The organism is Bifidobacterium colobi (assembly GCF_018555455.1).
Taxonomy (GTDB): domain Bacteria; phylum Actinomycetota; class Actinomycetes; order Actinomycetales; family Bifidobacteriaceae; genus Bifidobacterium; species Bifidobacterium colobi.
In genome coordinates this window covers 17,400-37,870 of sequence record NZ_JAFEJU010000001.1, presented here as the reverse complement: position 1 = coordinate 37,870, position 20,471 = coordinate 17,400, and the positions used below count along the sequence as shown (strand labels likewise).

General features: G+C 57.8%; 17 protein-coding genes. 13 read left to right on the top strand and 4 right to left on the bottom strand.

The window, feature by feature from the left end; genetic code table 11:
* Positions 1-375: 375 nt before the first annotated feature.
* The 7 genes from JS530_RS00170 to pstB all read left to right on the top strand — a co-directional run bounded on the left by JS530_RS00170 (position 376) and on the right by pstB (position 8,597).
* Positions 376-1,689, top strand: a complete 1,314-nt coding sequence (locus JS530_RS00170) for an MFS transporter (RefSeq protein WP_214375281.1) — start codon at positions 376-378, stop codon at positions 1,687-1,689.
* A 214-nt stretch (positions 1,690-1,903) separates the two neighbouring features.
* The gene (locus tag JS530_RS00165) at positions 1,904-3,223 is read left to right on the top strand and encodes a sensor histidine kinase (protein ID WP_214375280.1); all 1,320 of its coding nucleotides are present in this window, start codon (positions 1,904-1,906) and stop codon (positions 3,221-3,223) included.
* Between the two features lie 200 nt (positions 3,224-3,423).
* On the top strand, positions 3,424-4,128 hold the full coding sequence (locus tag JS530_RS00160; RefSeq protein WP_214375279.1) for a response regulator transcription factor: 705 nt from the start codon (positions 3,424-3,426) through the stop codon (positions 4,126-4,128).
* 367 nt (positions 4,129-4,495) lie between these two features.
* Positions 4,496-5,626: a phosphate ABC transporter substrate-binding protein PstS gene (pstS, locus tag JS530_RS00155; RefSeq protein ID WP_214375278.1), complete on the top strand. Its 1,131-nt coding sequence runs from the start codon at positions 4,496-4,498 to the stop codon at positions 5,624-5,626.
* A gap of 204 nt (positions 5,627-5,830) precedes the next feature.
* Positions 5,831-6,787 carry a phosphate ABC transporter permease subunit PstC gene (pstC, locus tag JS530_RS00150; RefSeq protein WP_214375277.1) on the top strand — a complete coding sequence of 319 codons (957 nt, stop codon included), beginning with the start codon at positions 5,831-5,833 and terminating at the stop codon, positions 6,785-6,787.
* Entirely contained in the window at positions 6,787-7,779 is a 993-nt protein-coding gene (gene pstA / locus JS530_RS00145) for a phosphate ABC transporter permease PstA (protein WP_214375276.1), read from the top strand. The genes pstC and pstA overlap by 1 nt, the downstream gene beginning before the upstream one ends.
* A gap of 38 nt (positions 7,780-7,817) precedes the next feature.
* The gene (gene pstB / locus JS530_RS00140) at positions 7,818-8,597 is read left to right on the top strand and encodes a phosphate ABC transporter ATP-binding protein PstB (protein ID WP_100493425.1); all 780 of its coding nucleotides are present in this window, start codon (positions 7,818-7,820) and stop codon (positions 8,595-8,597) included.
* 302 nt (positions 8,598-8,899) lie between these two features.
* Here the strand turns inward: pstB and JS530_RS00135 are convergent, their stop codons facing one another.
* Positions 8,900-10,294, bottom strand: coding sequence for an NCS2 family permease (locus JS530_RS00135; RefSeq protein ID WP_214375275.1), 1,395 nt, complete (start codon positions 10,292-10,294; stop codon positions 8,900-8,902).
* Between the two features lie 261 nt (positions 10,295-10,555).
* Between JS530_RS00135 and JS530_RS00130 the strand changes: the two genes are divergently transcribed.
* From JS530_RS00130 to JS530_RS00105, 6 genes are all read left to right on the top strand, one after another.
* Positions 10,556-11,272 (top strand): hypothetical protein, encoded by a 717-nt coding sequence (locus JS530_RS00130; RefSeq protein ID WP_214375274.1) that lies wholly within the window; start codon positions 10,556-10,558, stop codon positions 11,270-11,272.
* A gap of 278 nt (positions 11,273-11,550) precedes the next feature.
* Positions 11,551-12,072: a 50S ribosomal protein L10 gene (gene rplJ, locus JS530_RS00125; protein WP_214375273.1), complete on the top strand. Its 522-nt coding sequence runs from the start codon at positions 11,551-11,553 to the stop codon at positions 12,070-12,072.
* Between the two features lie 105 nt (positions 12,073-12,177).
* Complete coding sequence (gene rplL, locus JS530_RS00120) at positions 12,178-12,561, top strand: 50S ribosomal protein L7/L12 (protein WP_100493428.1); 384 nt, start codon at positions 12,178-12,180, stop codon at positions 12,559-12,561.
* A 216-nt stretch (positions 12,562-12,777) separates the two neighbouring features.
* Complete coding sequence (locus JS530_RS00115) at positions 12,778-14,190, top strand: FHA domain-containing protein (protein WP_214375272.1); 1,413 nt, start codon at positions 12,778-12,780, stop codon at positions 14,188-14,190.
* A gap of 8 nt (positions 14,191-14,198) precedes the next feature.
* Entirely contained in the window at positions 14,199-17,915 is a 3,717-nt protein-coding gene (locus JS530_RS00110) for a helicase (RefSeq protein WP_214375271.1), read from the top strand.
* A gap of 3 nt (positions 17,916-17,918) precedes the next feature.
* Complete coding sequence (locus tag JS530_RS00105; protein WP_214375270.1) at positions 17,919-18,119, top strand: hypothetical protein; 201 nt, start codon at positions 17,919-17,921, stop codon at positions 18,117-18,119.
* Between the two features lie 207 nt (positions 18,120-18,326).
* On the opposite strand, the gene JS530_RS00100 is transcribed toward JS530_RS00105, so the two are convergent.
* The 3 genes from JS530_RS00100 to JS530_RS00090 all read right to left on the bottom strand — a co-directional run bounded on the left by JS530_RS00100 (position 18,327) and on the right by JS530_RS00090 (position 20,439).
* Positions 18,327-19,067, bottom strand: coding sequence for a flagella basal body P-ring formation protein FlgA (locus JS530_RS00100; RefSeq protein ID WP_214375269.1), 741 nt, complete (start codon positions 19,065-19,067; stop codon positions 18,327-18,329).
* A gap of 349 nt (positions 19,068-19,416) precedes the next feature.
* The gene (locus JS530_RS00095) at positions 19,417-19,602 is read right to left on the bottom strand and encodes an FmdB family zinc ribbon protein (RefSeq protein WP_214375268.1); all 186 of its coding nucleotides are present in this window, start codon (positions 19,600-19,602) and stop codon (positions 19,417-19,419) included.
* A 99-nt stretch (positions 19,603-19,701) separates the two neighbouring features.
* The gene (locus JS530_RS00090; RefSeq protein ID WP_214375267.1) at positions 19,702-20,439 is read right to left on the bottom strand and encodes a 5-formyltetrahydrofolate cyclo-ligase; all 738 of its coding nucleotides are present in this window, start codon (positions 20,437-20,439) and stop codon (positions 19,702-19,704) included.
* Positions 20,440-20,471: the final 32 nt, after the last annotated feature.

The following is a 20,471-nucleotide window of genomic DNA, read 5'->3' as shown; positions in this document are numbered from 1 at the left end:
TCGTAGAACCGTCTTCGGAGTAGCAGTGCTCACCCAGCCCCCTCTGATGAGGGGGGGGCTGGGTGCGTAACAGGCGGGGAGAGAAGAACACGGAGGAACCTTCATCTCCATAGCGCAAGCGAACCATCATCTCACTGCGTTCACATAGTGAACGCTTCCACATCCCTTTCCGCGCTGTAGGCCATACTCGTGCAACAGGCACAGCGATGTGTGGGGAACGTTGCTGTGGCCACAAGCCGTAACCAGTCCTTCTCCCACTAGCCTGTCGTTGTGCTCCAAGCTTTATGCCATGCACAACGTCGAAGCACCAATCGATGTTATGGCACACATGCTGCATGAGAATGAAGAAATCGCAGCATGATGAAGAGAGGGATTATGTCTGCAACTGCTACTGCGGCCACCAAGGAACCCGTGAAGAAGGATTCGGTTCCTGAGATCATCGCCGCGTCCATGGTCGGTACGGCCATCGAATTCTACGATAACTACTGCTATTCCATTGCAGCCGCCAGCTACTTCGGCATGGTGTTCTTCACCGAAGTCGCCAAGTCCAATCAGGCTCTGGCCACGCTGATGGCGTTCGTCACTTTCGCCGTCTCCTTCCTGGCTCGTCCGTTCGGCTCCATGCTGTTCGGCCACTTCGGCGACAAGATGGGCCGCAAGAAGACGCTGGTCATCGCCCTGATGACCATGGGCATCGCCACCTTCCTGGTCGGCTGCCTGCCGGGCTACGACCAGATCGGCGCTTGGTCCGTGGTGATTCTGTGCATATGCCGTGCATGCCAGGGTGTGGGTCTCGCTGGTGAATGGTCCGGCGCCGCACTGGTGGCCACCGAGAACGCTCCGGCCGATAAGCGTGCCCTGTACGGTTCCTTCCCGAACCTTGGCGCTCCGATTGGCTTCTTCTGCGCCTACGGCCTGAACCTGCTGCTTGAATCCAACCTGAGCCAGGAACAGATGGTGGCCTTCGGTTGGCGTATCCCGTTCCTGTGCTCCGCAGTGCTCGTGGCTATCGGCCTGTACGTGCGTGCTCGTATGTCTGAGACCCCGGTGTTCCAGAAGGCTTCCAACGAGAAGCGTACCTCCAAGCACCCGCTCACCGATCTGCTGCCGTACTGGAAGGAAGTCCTTCTCGGCACTGTGGCTATGGGCATCACCTACACCCTGTTCTACATCCTCGGCACTTGGTCGCTGGCCTACGGCGTCAAGGGTCTGCACTTCACTCAGGGTGAGTACCTGCTTATGCAGATGACCTCCGTGGTGTTCTTCGCCATCTTCATCATCATCTCCTGCGTGTACGCCGATAAGATCGGCCGCAAGAAGGTGCTGATTGCAGCGACCTTCTGCACGCTGGTGTTCAGCTTCTTCACCCCGCTGCTGCTGGTGCACTCCGCAGCCCACATCATGATCTTCCTGTGCGTGGGCTTCGTGTTCATGGGCAGCTTGTTCGGACCGTGCGGCGCTTACCTGCCGGAGCTCTTCCCGGTGCACGTACGCTACTCCGGTGCTGGCCTGAGCTACAACTTGGCCGCCATCTTCGGTGGTGCTTTCGCTCCGACCATCGCCCAGGCACTGGTCACCTCGAAGTTCGGTGTTGCCGGTGTGGGCTGGTACATGGCCATTATGGCTGCTCTCGCACTGCTTGCCCTGTTCCTGATCAAGGAAAGCAAGGACAAGGATTACGAGCTGTGACCGATTGATTCGCTGCGCACTCTGCAGCTGAACAGTACTCGCGAAAACGGTGTTGTCTGCTATGGGCGGCACCGTTTTCGCGTATTGGCTGTGCGCTGGTTGGCCCGTGGCATGGCGATGATTATTGCGCGAATGCCGCAGTGGAAATGAACAATAGGCGAACTTACGTAGTTTGGTAGGTGCGCTACGCAACGGACGTTTTACTCTAGGAACCATGAGTATCTGGCGAATCATGGTGATCATCGCGCTAATCGCGCTGGTGTTGGCTTGGGCTGTAGTTATCGCCTACGGGAAAGGGCGTGCGGCGGGCCGTTTGGCGGAACGCGAGTCCATTGATGCCGACGAGGACGCCAAGTCCTTGTTCGGCGACGACATTCCTGTGCGTCCCACTGAGCGTCGCCTGATTGAGGTGTTGCCTGAAGCGGTTATCGTCACTGACCGCAATGGTTTGGTGCACTATGCCAGTCCGGGATCGGTGCCGTTTGGATTGGTGTCCGGCAAGCGTATCAATTCGCGCGAAGTCGAAGATATTCTGACTCAGGCCGCATCCGATGGGGGAGTGCGTGAACGCGAGGTCCAGCTGCCGCTCGATCGTGGCCCATTCCCCTCGCTCACCGGCAAGGGGATTGAAGCCGGGCAGCTGCGCCCTTCCAACACGCTGTATTTGCGGGTACGCATTGGTGATATCAGCGATGACCTCTATGTCATCTTTATTAGTGATATGTCCGAACAGCGCCGATTCGAGGCGGTGCGCCGTGATTTTGTGACCAATGTATCGCATGAGCTAAAGACTCCGGCCGGTGCGATTTCCCTGCTGGCTGAAACGGTGACCGATGCTGCCGACGATCCTGATGCCGTACGGTACTTCTCCGGGCGTATTTCCAAGGAATCCGCACGACTGACTGAGCTGGTGCACCATCTGATTGATTTGCAACGTGCGCAGAATTCGCAGGGCATGGATAATGCCAAACGTATTTCCGCGCTGGCTGTTGCCCGTGCTGCCATCGCCGATAACCAAGTGCAGGCTGAAGCACGCCATGTGGATATTCGATTGAATGCCAACGGCAAGCCGGTTCCTGTTGATTCGTCGGACGAGACTGCCGAAGACAAGGAACACGCTCAGAACCTGACGATTCTTGCCGATGCTGATGCCATGCAGACTGCGGTCAAGAACCTGGTGGAGAACGCGATTCATTATTCACCTGAGCACACCACGGTGGCCGTCGACGTTGGACAGCGTGACGGCAACGTGACCATTCGCGTGGTCGACCAAGGTATCGGTATTCCCGAGGAGTCACTGGATCGTATTTTCGAACGTTTCTACCGCGTCGATCCCGCACGCTCCCGCCAGACCGGTGGCTCTGGGCTGGGCTTGGCGATCACCAAGCATTGCGTGCAGGAGAACGGCGGCAAGATTTCCGTATGGTCCAGACAGGGTGAGGGGTCGACGTTCACCATCGAGCTGCCCGCAGCCGAGTCGCCTAAGGAATCGTCTGCCGGTGCGTCAAAGCGTCACGATACGGCAACCGCATAACGTTTGCGACTGGGTGGCGTGCGCGTAGTTGCCAATGATTGGCATTGCGATGATTGTGGTGTATTGCGCCAGCAGGCGTAGCATATACCGATAAATTACGTACTTTAGGGAAACGACCGGCCTACAGAGAGGGAATGGTTACGATGGTATCTGAGACTTTTACGCCGACTCGAACGGGAACCTACCCGAGAAAGGCCACTATGACACGCATTCTTATCGTCGAAGACGAGGAATCCTATCGCGAACCATTGGTCTATCAACTCACGCGCGAGGGCTATGACGTGTCTGCTGCGGCCACCGGCGAGGAAGGGCTGGAGCTGTTTACCAAGGGCGGTATCGATCTGGTACTGCTCGATTTGATGCTGCCGGGCATCGACGGCACGGCGCTCTGCCGCCGCATTCGTGAGCAGAGCCGGGTGCCGATCATCATGCTTACCGCAAAAAGCGCGGAAATCGATAAAGTGGTCGGACTCGAAATCGGTGCCGATGATTACGTCACCAAACCGTACTCATTCCGCGAACTGCTGGCTCGTATTCGTGCGGTCATGCGCCGTAATCAAGTCACGGCCCAGACCACCGGTTCCGTGGACGACGATATCCCGCTGGTCTGCGGCGACATCTCGATGCAGGTCGGCCAGCATCAGGTCACTGTGCGTGGTGAAACCGTATTCTTCCCGCTGAAAGAATTCGAGCTCTTGGAATACCTGATGCAGAACAAGGGCCGTGTGATGACCCGCCATCAGCTGATTGACCGCATCTGGGGTTCGGATTACGTGGGCGACACCAAAACGCTGGATGTGCATGTCAAGCGTGTGCGCTCAAAGATTGAGCAGGATCCGGCGCATCCCAAGTATCTGACCACCGTGCGCGGCTTGGGGTATAAGATCGACGCCCCGGTGGAGTAATCGCGCCACGCGCTGACATTCGGTGGTGCTTGCTAGCGCTCAGTTATTGCAGTAGCGCATGACGAGAAGCGGCCTCACAAGGGCCGCTTCTCGCGTATGTATCGCAGAGATACCGCGCATGAGGAGGAAGCAGGAACGCTGCAATGTGCGTTTCCATGTGCGATGGGTTATCGACTGACCCCAACGAATCGTAAACTACGTAGTATTTGCGTAGTTATATATCAGCAAGTGTTCATCTTCTGTTTACTGTTTTCGGTCTCCAGCCCTGCTCAACGCCAATAGGCTTGTAGTTGTCACAAAAAGCCGAGTGCTGTTGACCAATCTGAATAGCCACTCGGAATCATTGATAGAGGGAAAAAGAAACATTATGCAGAAGAACATTCTCGTTCGCTCCCTTGCCGCTCTGTCCGGCATCGCGATGCTTGCCACCGTTGCTGCCTGCGGCGATAACACTGCTTCCACTGGTAACAACTCTTCTTCTAGCGACACCACCAAGTCCGCTCCGATTTCCGGCGACTTCCAGGGTGCTGGCGCTACCTCCCAGCAGGCCGCTGTCGAGGCTTGGATCGCTGGCTTCCAGGGCACCAACCCGGATGCCAAGATCGCTTACAACCCGACTGGTTCCGGCGCTGGTGTGACCACCTTCCTGACCGGTGCCACCGCTTGGGCTGGCTCCGACAAGGCTCTCTCCGATGACGACATCGCCAAGTCCAAGGCTGTCTGCGCTTCCGGCCAGGCCTTCGACGTGCCGGTCTACATCTCCCCGATCGCCATCGTCTTCAACCTGAAGGGCGTCTCCGACGCTGGCAAGCACATCAACCTTGATGCCGCCACCGCCGCCAAGATCTTCGACGGCAAGATCACCACCTGGAACGATCCGGCCATCCAGGACCAGAACAAGGATCTGAAGCTGCCGAGCACCCCGATCACCGTGGTTCACCGTTCCGATAAGTCCGGCACCACCCAGAACTTCGTCTCCTACTTCAAGGATCAGGCTCCTGACGCTTGGACCTACGACCTTTCCGAGAACTGGCCGAACGAGGTTGGCCAGGGCGCTAAGGGTACTTCCGGCGTGATCTCCACCGTCAAGCAGGCTGATGGCACCATCGGTTACGCTGACTTCTCCCAGGTCGGCGACCTCGGCACTGCCGCCATCAAGGTTGGCGACACCTACAACGAGATCTCCGCTGAGGCTGGCTCCAAGGTCATCGAGGACTCCAAGCTCGACGACACCGCCAAGGGTGAGAACCGTGTGGTCGTCAAGATCAACCACGCCACCGAAGCCAAGGGCGCTTATCCGATCGTGCTGGTCTCCTACGACATCGTGTGCCCGGCCTACAAGGACGCCAAGCAGGGCGAGTTCGCCAAGGCTTGGCTGACCTACGTCACCTCTGATGAAGGCCAGAAGGCTGCTCAGGATGCTGCCGGCTCCGCTCCGCTGCCGTCCAGCCTGACCTCTCAGATCAGCAAGTCCATCGACGCCATCAAGACCAAGTGACCATTCGGTTGCAAGTCAACCGCACAATCACTGATTGGTTCTGATTATCAATAACTGAATATGACCAATATGGTCTGAACTTTGAGCCGCAGTCGTAAGCAATACGGCTGCGGCTCAAAGTGGGTCAAGGGGCATACGGTTTTGCAGGCTTTTTGACCACCAATCCTCTTACATCCTTACCAATATCTTCGTTAAGGAGAACCCGTGAGTTCGCAAGACAAAACGGCTCTCGCACCATCGGGCGGCAAAACCGCCGACAAGGTGTTCCGTGGTGTGGCATACGCCTGCGGTATCTTGATCCTTGTAGTGCTTGCCGCCGTGTTCCTCTTCCTCTTCTTCCGCGCTTGGCCGCTTATCGGCGGCGATCAGAAGGCCAACAGCGATACCATCTCCAGTTTCACTGGTGGCAAGGTTAATACCTTCTGGGGCTATGTGCTCCCGCTGCTGTTCGGCACCGTGCTCATCTCTGTGCTGGCCTTGATCATCGCATTCTTCATCTCCATTGGTATCGCACTGTTCATCTCCCACTACGCTCCGAAGAAGGTTGCCACCGGCCTGAGCTACGTCATCGATTTGCTCGCCGCAATTCCTTCCGTAATCTACGGTCTGTGGGGCGGCCTGATCCTGGTGCCTGCCATCTATCCGTTCTGGAACTGGGTGGCCAACCACCTTGGTTGGTTCCCGCTGTTCGCTGGACCTGCCGCAAACCCGCAGCGCACGGTCGCTACCGTGGCCGTGGTGCTCGCCGTCATGGTGCTGCCGATCATCACCTCCATGTCGCGCGATATCTTCCTGCAGACCCCGACTTTGCAGCAGGAAGCCGCATACGGCTTGGGTGCCACCAAGTGGGAAATGATCAAGCTCGCCGTTATTCCGTTCGGTCGTTCCGGTATCGTTTCCGCATCCATGCTGGCCCTTGGTCGTGCACTTGGTGAGACGATGGCTGTGTTGATGATTCTTTCCCCGAGCGTTACCGGCTACTCCATCAAGATTCTGCAGGCTTCCCAGAGCAACGCAATCGCATCCAACATTGCAGCTCAGTACCCTGAAGCCAACGATCTTGGTGTGTCCGTGCTGATTGGAACCGGTTTGATCCTGTTCCTCATCACCTTCATCGTGAACTTCGTGGCTCGTAAGATCACCGAGAAAGCGGGTGCCTGATGGCTGAAGCAACCAAGAAGAAGAATCTTGACGGCGCTCCCGTCATCGACTTCGACAAGTTCCGCCCCTCTCGCTCTTCCGAGCAACGTCGTAACGTTATGGACAAGTTCATGGGCGGCCTTATCGCTCTGGCTTTCGTGATCGCCTGCATCCCGCTGGTCTCCGTGCTGTGGACCACCATCGTCAACGGCATCAAGCGTCTGAACCTGAACTTCCTGACCTACAACATGACCGGTGTGGTCGGCGGCAACCCGACTCCTTCCGGCGGTTACGGTGGTGTGCTGCACGCTATCATCGGTACGCTGGAGATCACCGGCGGCGCCATGCTCATCTCCATCCCGATCGGCATCATGTGCGCCGTGTACCTGGTGGAATACGCGCACGGCGGCAAGCTCGCTATGACCGTCTCCCTGTTGGTCGACGTGATGAGTGGTATTCCGTCCATCGTTGCTGGTTTGTTCGCATTCTCGATGTTCACCATCGTGTTCGGACCGGGAACCATCAACGGTATTGAGGGTTCTGTGGCATTGTCCCTGCTGATGCTGCCGACCGTGGTGAAGTCCTGCGAAGAGATGCTCAAGATCGTGCCGAACGATCTGCGCGAAGCCTCTCTGGCATTGGGCGTCACCAAGCAGCGCACCATCACCAAGATCGTGCTGCGTACCGCGCTGCCGGGCATTGTTTCCGGCTGCATCCTCGCCATCGCCCGTGTGATTGGTGAGACTGCACCGTTGCTGATGACCGCAGGCTACATCGCCAGCACCAACGTCAACCTGTTCGCAGGCCAGATGACCACGCTGCCGGTGTACGTCTACCAGGAGTACTCCAAGCTCTCCGCCAACTGCCCGGCCAACGCCACCGCAGCTTGCGTGCCCACCATCCCAATGGAACGTGCTTGGGCCGCGGCTCTCGTGCTGATTGTCGTGGTGCTGGTGCTGAACCTCATCGGTCGACTGGTGGCCAAGATCTTCGCCGTCAAGACCGAGCGCTAAAACGTTCGGAAACTAGGAAAATAAAATAAGGAAACATCATGGGACAACGTATTGACGTCAACCACGAGAACATCTACTACGGTGACTTCCTTGCTGTGGAAGATGTGAACATCAACATTGAGGCCAACAAGGTCACCGCCTTTATTGGCCCTTCCGGCTGCGGTAAGTCCACTGTGCTGCGCACGTTGGACCGCATGCACGAGCTCATCCCCGGCGCTCACGTCGAGGGCGAGGTGCTGCTCGAAGGCAAGAACCTCTACGACAAGGACGTGGATCCTGTGTCCGTCCGTCGTGACGTCGGCATGGTCTTCCAGCGCCCGAACCCGTTCCCGACCATGTCCATCCGTGAGAACGTGCTCGCCGGTGTGCGCCTGAACAACAAGCACATCAGCAAGTCCGACGCTGACGATCTGGTCGAGTGGGCACTGCGTGGCGCCAACCTGTGGAACGAGGTCAAGGATCGTCTGGACAACCCGGGCATCGGCCTTTCCGGTGGTCAGCAGCAGCGTCTGTGCATCGCCCGCGCTGTGGCTGTGCACCCGCAGGTCGTGCTGATGGATGAGCCGTGCTCCGCTCTGGATCCTATCTCCACCTTGGCCGTTGAGGATTTGATCAACGAGCTCAAGGACGATTACACCATCGTGATTGTGACCCACAACATGCAGCAGGCTGCTCGTATCGCCGACTACACCGCCTTCTTCAACCTGAAGGCCGTCGGTCAGCCTGGTCACCTCGAGTACTTCGCGGACACCACCACGATGTTCAACAACCCGCAGAACGAAGAAGCCGAGCGCTACATCTCCGGTCGTTTCGGCTGATCCGTTAAGAGAACAGCCCAGTGGGCTGTTCGTAGGATCAGCCTGAGCGAGGCGGTAGCCGAGTGAGGGTGGGTTGAGTCCGCCGTCAGGCGGTCCGTTATTGCTGGACTGATCCGAAGGTTTGTGTTACAAGCCCCACATGGATAATCATGTGGGGCTTTCCCTGTATTTAAGCTCGGCACATTGGTAAAACCGACAATCGCTTGCTGCTGTTGTAACAATGCGGTGTGGCATGAAAGGCATGAAAAATGGCTGGACTCGATGAGGAGTCCAGCCATTTCGCTGTGAGTTTATTTGCTAATTCACAGGATAGCCATGCAGACGAAGTCCAGGATGAACAGTGCGGAGACGATCCACAGGATCGGGTGCACTTCCTTGGCCTTGCCCTTGCAGGTCTTCACGATGCAGTACATGATGAAGCCGCCGGCGATGCCGTAGGAGATCGAGTAGGAGAACGCCATGAACACGGCGGCGAAGAACGCCGGAATCGCGTCATCAATGTTGGCCCAATCAATCTCCTTCAAGGAGGCAGCCATCATGCAGCCCACAATCACGAGCACACCTGCGGTGGCGGCGGACGGCACAGCGGAAATCACCGGAGCCAAGAAAGCGGATAGCGCGAAGCAGATGGACACCACCACGGAGGTGAGACCAGTGCGGCCGCCTGCGGCGATGCCCGCAGAGGATTCCACATAGGTAGTGGTGTTGGAAGTACCGCAGATAGCACCGATGGAGGTGGCGATGGAGTCGGCGAACAGTGCCTTATCCATCTTGGAAGAGAAGCCATGGCCGTTCTCCAGAGCCTCTTCGTCGGCGGCGGAGAAGATGCCGGTACGGCGGCCAGTGCCAATGAAGGTGCCGAGGGTGTCGAACGTATCGGACATGGAGAAGGCGAAGATGGTCACGATGACCAGCGGCAGCTTGGCCGGATCGGAGAACAGTGCCGGGAAGCCTTCAGCGGTAAAGATTGCACCAAAGGTCTTCGGCAGCTGGGAGAAGGTATCGGCAACGGAAACGGAGGAGCCGAGGTTGGTCACGCCGAACGGGATGCCCGCCACGGTGGTGATGGCGATGGCCAGCAGCAGACCGCCCTTGAGCTTCATCACCGTAAACACAATGGCCAGCACGAGGCCGATGAGGAACACCCACAGCACCTTGTCGTTAAACGTGGCGAGGCCAGGGGTTGCGGCCACGGCACCGCCCTTGGCGGCAGCCTTCGGGTCTCCCGGAGTGAACTTGATGAGGCCAACGTTGAGCATACCCACGTATGCAACGAACAGACCGATGCCGCCGCCGATGGCCTGCTGCAGCACCTCGGGGATGGCCATGATGATCATCTTGCGGATCTTGGTGACCGTGATGATGATGTTGATCAAACCGCACAGGAACACCATGCACATGGTCTGCTGCCAGGTGAAGCCCAGGCCGAAGCACACCGTGTAGGTGAAGAATGCGTTCAGGCCCATGCCGGCAGCCTGCGCATACGGCACGTTGGCGAACAGGCCCATCACCAGGGTGCCGATGATGGCCGCGATGATAGTGGCGAGGAACACGCCGCCCCAGGGCATACCGGTCTGGGACAGAATCTGCGGGTTGACGACGATGATGTACGCCATTGCGAAGAAGGTGGTGAGGCCGGCCAGAATCTCAGTCGAGACGGTCGTGCCGTTCTCCTTCAAATGGAAGAACTTCTCCATTACTCTCTACTTCCTTGGGTTGTGCGGGGCCTGGTGCGTGAGCTGATGCGCTCAGGCGGCCCCGGCGAGAATTGCGACTCGCCCTGATTGGCCTGCCCGCGCGCGTTCGGCGCAGCCACCCAATCAGAACCATCGCTGATTATAACCGGTGCGTATATCGTGAATATCGCAGACTTATCCAGTATGGCTCGCACTACACTTAAGAGCAGTGTGATGGCAGCTGTCCAGTGGCTGCGGGAATGGTATTGCGAAAGGGGAAGCATGACGAAAACACCGGTGGAAGTCAGTATTACATCGTGGCGAAAGAACACCGTCAAGCCTGGGCAGGAGCATGGGCGTGTGCTGCTGATGCCCGGCACTGGGTATAACTGCGATCGTCCGCTGCTGTACTGGTCGGCGCAGGCGTTGGTTGAGAATGGCTGGCGCATCGATCGCATGAATGTGCGCAATGCCTCGGATGATTTGTCGACGGTGATTCCGGTGCTCAACGATGCCATCGATGGTTGGGTGCAGTCGGTGGAGGCTGAGAGGCTGCTGTTGATTGGCAAGTCGCTGACTACGATGACGTATCCGCATGTGGCCTCCCACTATGGGCTGCCGTTCGTGCTGTTGACTCCGGTGCTGCATCACGCTGATTTCGACCCGTCCGCGCGCGTTATTCCGGTGCCAGCTGTGGGCGATGACATCATCGGCGAAGACGAGGCGCCCAGTGTTGACGAGGCGGCTCAGGCGATTCGCTCGGAACATGCCGGTGACTCGCATGCGCGCAGCTCTAGGTATGCCGGTCCGGCGCCGCTGATTTGCGCCGGTACCGCAGACCCGTTCTATGACCGTATTAGAGCCAATGCGTTGACCCCGCATGTGCACGAGTACCCGGATGCCAATCATTCGATTGAGGTGCCGGGGCATTGGCGTCGTTCGCTGGACTATTTAAAGGAAGTCACCGCTTCGGTGGCGCAATACGCAGCCGCGCTGTGACGTATTGTTGACGATGCGCAAGGCGACACGCCGAAGTTCGGCGTTGTCGCCGAGGGCACGTAAATTATCAGACCGTAAACCACAGACCGTTGGTTGAAGTGCGCGCGAGTGCACTTCGGAAGTTTGGTTCGCCAAGCCAACGCAGGTTGAGAGATATAAGCCCGTAAAGGGCTCGTGCGCTTCACGAGATTATGTTGCTCTGCCTGTGTGCAGGGCTTTTTTATTGCCCAGCTTGGAGTTCCGGTTTCAGATCAACGGCCGATTTAGGAAGGAACGCCATGAAGAGGCCCGAAAAGGAAGCGGTGGTCGCTCAGCTTACGGAACAGTTCCGTAACGCTGACGCTGTCTACCTGACCGAGTACCGCGGGCTTACCGTTCCGCAGGTTTCCGAACTGCGTGAAAAGCTAGGCCGCGATACTTCCTACACTGTGGCTAAGAACACGCTGGCACGTATTGCCGCCAAGGAAGCGGGCATTGAGGGTCTCGACGACCTGTTCAAGGGCCCGACCGCCATCACCTTCGTGAAGGGCGACTTCATTGAGGCTGCAAAGGTTCTGCGTGACTTCGCCAAAACCAACAAGGCTCTCGTTATCTCGGGCGGTTATGCCGATGGCACCGTCTACGACGGCGAGGGTGCAAAGAAGCTGGCAGACATGATGTCTCGCCCGCAGCTCCTGTCCAAGTTTGCCGGCGACCTCAAGGCCACTACCGCCAAGGCCGCTTACCTGTTCGTCGCTCTGCCGACCAAGGCCGTGCGTACGATCGACGCTCTGCGCGAGAAGCAGGAAAAGGCAGCTTGATTTCCATGCGGCTCGCCGCATGAATAATTCGGAAAACAAACAAAACATTGAGACGGTGCATCCACCGAGTCGTGTGAATCGCCGCCAGAATGAAAGGAAGCCATCATGGCTAAGTACACCAACGAAGAGCTCCTGGAAGCTTTTGGTGAAATGACCCTCGTCGAGCTCTCCGAGTTCGTGAAGGCCTTCGAAGAGAAGTTCGATGTCGAGGCTGCTGCCCCGGTCGCCGCTGTTGCTGCCGCTCCGGCTGCTGGCGCTGGCGCTGAGGAAGAAGAGAAGACCGAGTTCGACGTCGTCCTGACCGCTGTCGGCGACAAGAAGATCCAGGTCATCAAGGCTGTCAAGGCCATCACCAACGCTGGCCTGGCTGACGCCAAGGCTATGGTTGACGGCGCTCCGAAGACCATCCTCGAGAAGGCCAAGAAGGAAGACGCCGAGAAGGCCAAGTCCCAGCTGGAAGAGGCTGGCGCTACCGTCGAGCTCAAGTGATTATGGCGGCATAAGCCGCACATCATCAGCTTTCGATAGCTTTCGAAACCCCGCACCTTATACATATAAGTTGCGGGGTTTTGCTTATGTGATGACGCGTTTGCAGGCAATCGAGAAAACTTAGCAACGCTTCGTCAAAGAAATCTCGAAAAATCAGCACAAGATGACACAATTGCACGTAATGTGGTCAGTAGTGTGTTTAGGAAGGCGGTCACGGTGAGCGAGTGGACGGTGCGGATCAATGGGGTTGATCAGGTCAGCGTCAAACCTGGCAATAGCTTGGAGATAGGTCGTAAACCGCTGCGTCCTCTTGCCGCTGATGGCAATGATCGTTTGGATGTGGCGGATCAGACCAAGTCAATGTCGAAGCGCCATGCGCTGTTGACGGTGAACGATAATGGTTCGGCTGTCGTGCGCGATCTCGGATCCACCAATGGCTCCTATGTGGTGCGTGACAACGGCGATCTGCTGCGTTTGCCGGCAAATGCTGATTTCCTGCTGCCGTCTTCGCCGATGCGTATGCAATTCGGTGATGTGCCAGCTGATTTTATTCGTATCGATAATCCGGAAGACGATGATCACAAGCCGGTACCGGATCTCTTCGGATACGCTGCCTCCGATGCGCCGCAGGAACCGGATGCCGCGGACATGTCCGTGGACGATATTCTTGACCTGCGCGCCGGTGAACCCACAGCCATCTTTAGTGCCGCAAGCGTGCAGCGGAAAATCGATGAGTTGGAAATCGGCAATCTTAACCTCGTGCAATTGAATCAGAAGCCCGAGGAACCGGCATTGCCGCGCGATTTGTTCGCTGATGCCGCTTCTCAGCAGAAAGAAGTCGAAGAACAGCGCAAAGTCAAGGAAACCATGGATTCCGTGGCACTTCCTGCGCAGAAGCCAGCATCCGCGACAACCCAGCTGCGCCCGGGCGTACGTATTTCCGGCGTCGTACCGGTGGATGCCATCGCCCACCCGGTGACGCATACCAACACACCTGCACAGGGTGATCAACCCGCAGCTTCTGAGGCTGAAGCACAACCGAACAGTCCAGCCGAGGCAACGGCGGAAACTGCAAAGCCCATCGAATCAGCGCCAGTATCCGAGACTGAAGCTCCGACTACGGCACCGGATCAGTCCGAAGCCGATGCACAGCCGAGCCAGCAGCCTACCGGTGCGCAGCCGCTGGTTTTCGTGCCGATGAACCAGTCAGCGGATGGACAAGTCAGCAGTGATGCTGATCAATCAGCCGCAGAGAATCCTTCAGCCGCCCAGCCTGAGCAAGCTTCGGCAGCTGCGGATGATGCGGCAATCGATGACGCGACCGGAACCTATACGCCTGCATTCGAGCCCGGTTCGGTATTCGACCGTGTGGCCAAGGGCGAGCTGAAAGCTCAGGAACCGGTGGTCGAAGTCGACGGATTGACGTCGAACGATGCCAAGACCACGCAGGACTTTTCGTTGCAGTTCGAAATCGCGCGACATCCCGAGCTGCTGGTGTTTCTCGCCATGAACCCCTACCTGTATGACGACATGTACGCTTGGCTCGCCGCACGCGGCGAAGCTGATATTGACGAAGCTCTGGCCCACAACACGGGCTATCAGGAATACCGCGAAGCGGTTGGAAAGTGAGCCGGGAGATGACTCAAACGTTCAATCAGAAGCAGCAGAACGTGCGCGCACAAGTCGCGCAGCCCAACACCACCAACAGTGCGGCGGCAAGTAATCCCGTTGCGCAGCAGCCGACAGATTACGCCGTGAACACCACGGTTGGGCTGAATCGTATCCGTGGCTGGCGCGACCGTTACCGCGGCATGCTGGCACCCTCGCCGTTGGAAGACGTGAACCAGTTGGTGGTCAAGCTGGATATTACCCATGCGCATCCGTCTGGTGTCGCTCAGATGTTCGCATCAGGCCATGTGCGGCTGGACTCGTTGTTCCGCGATACCGGCATGTTGAAGGCGGCAGAACGTCATCTGACTCGTGTGCTGGACGATCAGACGGCCAAACGGCGTATCTCCGGTGTGGCAGAGCTGTCCATGATTGTCGGCGTGGCCACATGGAAGGGCAATGCGTTGCCGGTATTGCTGTACCCTGTGAGCGTATTCGTGCCGAAGGAAGGCTCCGCACCGACCATCCAGTTCACTGGACATGGGGCGTTGAACAGCGCGTTTGTGAATGCGCTGCGTGAGCATCGCGTGTATCTGGATGAGAACGCATTGTTCGATGTCTCCAGCTATGAGAACGGCAAGTTGGAAACCTCCGCATTGTTCGCTCGCATCATTGCCGAGGCGCACGACTATATTTCTGATTTTTCCATCGAACGGCGCATCGTAGTCGGCTGCTTTATGGATCCGTCCGCATTGATTGTTGCGGAAAGCCAGCAGATTATCGATCAATTGGAGAATGGTGACACCGGCAACGTGCTGTTGGATGCGCTTGCCGGCGATGCCAATGCGCGCGCTTCGCTGAAGGATGCGAATTCCGCGCAATACAGTCCGTTTGATTCCGATCCGCACTCCGAGTTCGAGGTTGGTGATGTGGATAATACGGTGCGGTACGCCGCATCCCTCGCTGCTGCCGGACACAGCATCGTAGTCGATGGCACCTTCCCCAAGGGTGCTGCCGAACAGGCGGTGGCGATTGCGTCCCGTTGTGTGATGAGCGGGCGTTCCGTGTTGTATGTGCCCGGCGTGACCGAGCAGAAGCGTCGCTTTATGCAGGCTGCATCCGCCAGTGAATTGAAGGCGCAGCTGCTGGATGTGTCCGACGAGCATAGCAATGCCGCCATCGATAAGCAGCTGATTGCCGCCGTTGGATTCCAGCCGGGCGTTGCCACGCAACGTTTCGACCAGCTGGCCGATGAGCTGGTGGGCGTGCGCTCCCGTTTGACCCGTTATCTCGGTGACCTGCACGGGGTGAATGAGAAATGGAACGTTTCCGCCTATGAGACGATTCAGAATCTGGCCCGTATTTCCGTGCTGCCCACTCATCCCGCCACGCATGTGCGTTTGCGCGAGCAAAGCGCCATCACCGTTGGCGGTGACATGGAAGCATGGATTAGCAAGCTGGAGCGTGCCGGTGAACTCGGCGAATTCACCATTGGGCCCGAAGACACCGCATGGTATAAGGCGAACCTCACCACCGAGGATCAGGCCATCGACGCCTATCAGCGTGTGGATGATCTGCTTCGCCGCTATCTGCCTGCCACCCGCGAACAGGTGACGCGTACCGTGCAGACCTGTGGTTTCCCGGTGCCGGCCACCACGCGCGAATGGGAACGCCAGGTGACGGTGCTGAAGAATCTGCGGCGTGTGTTGGACGTGTTCCAGCCGGAGATCTTCGAGCGTGACATCGATGCGATGATTGAAGCCACGATGTCCAAGGCGCAGCGCAAGTCCGAAGGCACATCGATGGGCTTCTGGGAGCGTCGCCGCCATATCAAGGAAGCGAAGTCGTTGCTGCGCGTCGGCGCCCAGGTGGAAGACCTGCATGAGGCGTTGAAGGTAGTGGCCAAGCAGGGTGAACAGTGGCGGCAGTTCGTGCCTCACGGCGGCTGGCCGGTGCTGCCCACCAAGCTGGATGAGATCATTGCCACGCTTGATGGCCTGTTGGGCAATATGACCTCCTTGGATACCGTGTTGGCTACCACGCCGACTGGTGGCAATCTGGAAACCGCTGATTTCAATACGGTTGAGGAACGGTTGAAAGCGCTGCTTGATGACCGTAAAGCGTTGGATACACTGCCCGAGCGCTGCCGTTTGGAGCAGGAATTCGCTGCTGCTGGGCTGACCGAGCTGGTAAACGATCTGACCATTCGCCATGCGGGTGTCGATCAGGTGCGTGGTGAACTGCAATTGTCGTGGTGGACCACGGTGTTCGATGACATCGTGCGTTCCTCCGCAATCATCTCCAATCAGGATGGTTCGGCACTGCAGACGGCATCCGATCGTTTCATTCAGGTTGATGTGGAGCATGTTCGCTCCGTCGGTCCGATGGTGGCGCAGGAATCCATGCGTCGACTGTGCGACATGCTGTTCTCTCGCACGCAGGAAGCCAACCAGTTGCATACGGTGTTGGCGGGACACACGAACGTGCCGCTGAGCCGTATTCGCCGTGATCATCCGGAGATTCTCGCCGCCGCAAAGCCGATTATGGTGGCCGCTCCCGGTACTCTGGCTGCGCTTACGGACCCCGGTGTGCTTGCCGATGTGGCGATTCTTGACGCCTGCTCGCATATTCCCGCAATCGAATTGCTGTCGATTCTGAGCCGTGTGCGCCAGGTTGTGGTGATTGCCCACTGCGCAACCGTAACCAGTGAATCCGTAAAGGAATTGATTGGCATCCTGCCGCATATCGAGATCGCCACACAGCCTGCATGCCGTGCGCCGCGTCTCGCCGCTTTCCTGGAATCCGAAGGTTATGGTCCAGTGGATTACGATGTGGCTACCGAACCGGCGACCGGCATGGTGCGTTTCCACCGCGTGGAAGCCAATGGTGTGCCGGTAATGACCTCGGGACTGGTGGAATCCAGCCAGCAGGAAATCGATGAGGTGGTACGTATTATCACCGATCGGGCTGCCAGCTTCACTGTGGTGCCATCGCGGTACATTCTTGCCGTAGTGGTGTTGACCGATGTGTTCCGTACGCGTCTTGGCGCGGAACTGAAGTCCCTCGCCTCGAAGAACAAGCCGATGGGTCGATTCCTGCGCCATGTGCGTCTGGTGCCGTTGCGCGACGTCGCCGGAACGCAGGCCACCGATGTGATTCTTTCGATGTGCTACGCCAAGACCGTGCACGGTCGTCTGCTCCAGCAGTTCGGTGTGCTGGAGAACGAAGGCGGCCGCGGCATGCTGCTCGACGCGCTGGCGCTGGCCGACCGCAATCTTGACATTGTCTCCGCGTTCGGCCCGGAGGATATGGATGATGAGCGTCTGCATCAGTCCGGCCCGAAGTTCCTGAAGACCGTGCTGAACTGGGTTACTCAGTTGGATGATCGCCCGGTACTGCCGGTGCGTGCCGCCACGAGCGACAATGTGCTGTTCAACGATATTGCCGAACGACTGCGTGCCCGTGGTCTGGAAGCGGCCGTGAACTACGGTTTCGACAAGGGCGTGAAGATTCCTCTGGTCGTGGGTCTGAAAGACAAGCCGTTCGCGCTTGCAGTGGAGACTGATGATGCGAACTTCATGTCCGTACAGTCCACGCGTCGTCGCCATCGTCTTAATGGCCAGGATCTGATGTCTCTTGGCTGGAATGTGATGACGATCTGGAGTGTGGCCGCGTTCGTGAACCCGGATAAGGAAGTCGACCGCATCGTAAGCCGCATCAGCGAAATCTATCGTGAGGTGGAGTAACGGATGGCTGAGTATTCGGCGACACGGCGCACCCCTCGCAAGCATAAGCGTGTGGTGATGAAGGGCACGGAGCGGTTTGACGCCGATGGTGTCAAATTGGAGCCGGGAGACATGCAGACCGCGCAACAGCGTCAAGCCGACGATGACCAGCGCATCCTCGGCGAGTTGCCGCCTCACTGGGCTGTGTTTAATGAAAAACGATAAAACACAGCCCAGTGATGCGGCCTTCGCGACCGCTTATAGTGCGTTCGCTCACTTCGCCTACATACAGCCCACTGGGCTTTGCACGTAACGGTTCGGCAAGATTGGCCCCTTCTGGTGAGGGGGCTGCCAGCGAAGCTGGCTGGGGAGAGCTGCAGCAGCTTCGCTGCTGAGCATCAGTACCGACTGAAGTCGGTTCCGTAACCTGACTCACTGCATTACAGCTACAATCGCACCGGCTTCCTGAAACTGCAGCACGCGAGCTGCCGCATCAGGCGGCATCGCAAACGAAACCAACTGCCGGCCGTCGTTGTACGATGAGTCGGCAGTTGTGCTTATCCCCATTACCATCGCATCATCGGCAAGCACACAGTTTTCAGCTACTGCACTGTCATCTGCAGTGTCCGGAGATGCCGATGCATCTGCCGTATCAGCTGGCGATTTCTGTGCATTATTGCTTTGCGAGTCATTGCGTGAATTCTGCGTACTCTGGCATCCCATCGCGGACACCAGCTGCACGTGGTCGCTGGTCGTCAGTCCGCGAGCCACGCTGGTGAGCTGCACATCCAAAACCGTGGCTCCTTGCGGCACTACAGGCGCGTCGTGGGCCATTTGCTGCAGCACAGGATCACCGTCCGCAATATCGATATAGGCGATGCGCCCAGTGACCTCCTCAATCGAGCTCAGCATGGAATCACTGACTGCACGCGGAGGAATATGGCGAATCATCACATCCGCGGTCTTGATAGTGCTGCCGCGCTTGATAGTGTGCGAGGCCACCACCACCGGTACGGTGGCGATAAGTGACGTTACGGTTTGCAAGGCGAATAGTACGGCTAATCCTGCACATGCCGCCGCGGCTATGCGTCGTAGCGTATGCATCATGCGCCGCCGTTTCAACGAGCCGGCAGCCGGCAGCTTCAGGGTTGAAGGTAAAGCAAAGGTCATCATGGTTTCATGGTGACCTGTTTGCTTGCGTGGAGGCAAGCTCAATCGACCTATGTGGCACTAGCTTGCCGAGTTATCCACATTTTGTGGCATTCCGACCGTTCGCTCGCGGTTTTGCCTCGCTGAGAGCGTGCTAGTGGGTCGGGTTCATGACTGGGCCGATGCTTTGCCCCGCTGGGGATGTGTGAGCGGGGTGGTTTCGTTATCCACTCGAGAATTCGCCCCGTTGGCGGTGTGCCGGTGGGTCGGGTTCATGACTGGGTCGAGGTTTTGCCTCGCTGAGAACACAAAAGCGGGGCGTCTCAACGGGTAAACCGTGAAAACGCCCCGCTTAAAAGCGGTAAACCCCTACTTACTTGGAAGATTTATCCGTACGGTAGAAGCCATGACCCTTGAATTCAATCGGCACGGCCGAGTACACCTTGCGCACCTGCTCCTCGGAGCACTTCGGGCACACGGTAATCGGGTCATCGGAGAATGACTGCTGTTCAGTGAAATCGTAGCCGCAGTTCTTGCAGCGGTAATGATAAGTAGGCAACGGATTCCTCCACACAAATACAAACACATTGCACGGCTCAAAGCCATGCCAAGCAACCGTTCATATCCTAGTCATTGCCCTGACACTTCGACTACCTGGTTATTGGACGGTGAACAGGTGATATCCATGTGGCGTAAGCACGGCATTCGCCGGAACATCATGAGGCTCGGTAGGCAAGTCGCCTTTCAGAACCTCCCACGGCCAACAGATGGCAATCAACGGGCAACCTTGCCGGCGCGCGGCCAGCGCGCGGTCATACCAGCCAGCGCCGCGTCCCAACCGGTATCCGCGCTGATCGACACCAAGTGCCGGAGCGAAGACCATATCGGCCTGAGCCAAAGCGTCAGGCGGCAACACACGACTATCCGGCTCGTCGGGACGCAGATGACCATGACCGTCCACCGCGTGCAATGCCTCCATGCTCTGCAGCACGCTCCAGCCGATTTCCAACCCGGATCCCAGCTTTGGTACAAGAACCGTGCATTCACGCGCCAGTAGCCAGTCGAGCAGCGGTCTCGTCTCAATTTCCGTACCCATCGACACATACGCTGCCACCACGGCATGCGGTTTGGCAATCTGTGCCAAAGACTGCGGCATCGCGGTGACCAGCGCATGCCCGGCCTCGATCCGTTCTTCGGATGACGTGAGCTTGCGGCGGGCCAGTGCCGCATGCCGAAGCGTCGCCTTATCCGGCGTGTCTGGGACACCAGCGCTGGCACCACTACCGCCACTGGCAACAGCACCGGCACTGACAACAGCACCGGCACCAGCGCCAGCTGAACGAGTCTCACCAGTCTCGCCAGCGACATCCCTGTCCGTAATCGCTACTCCACTCATAGAGCACAACCTAGCACGGCTACAATAAAGGC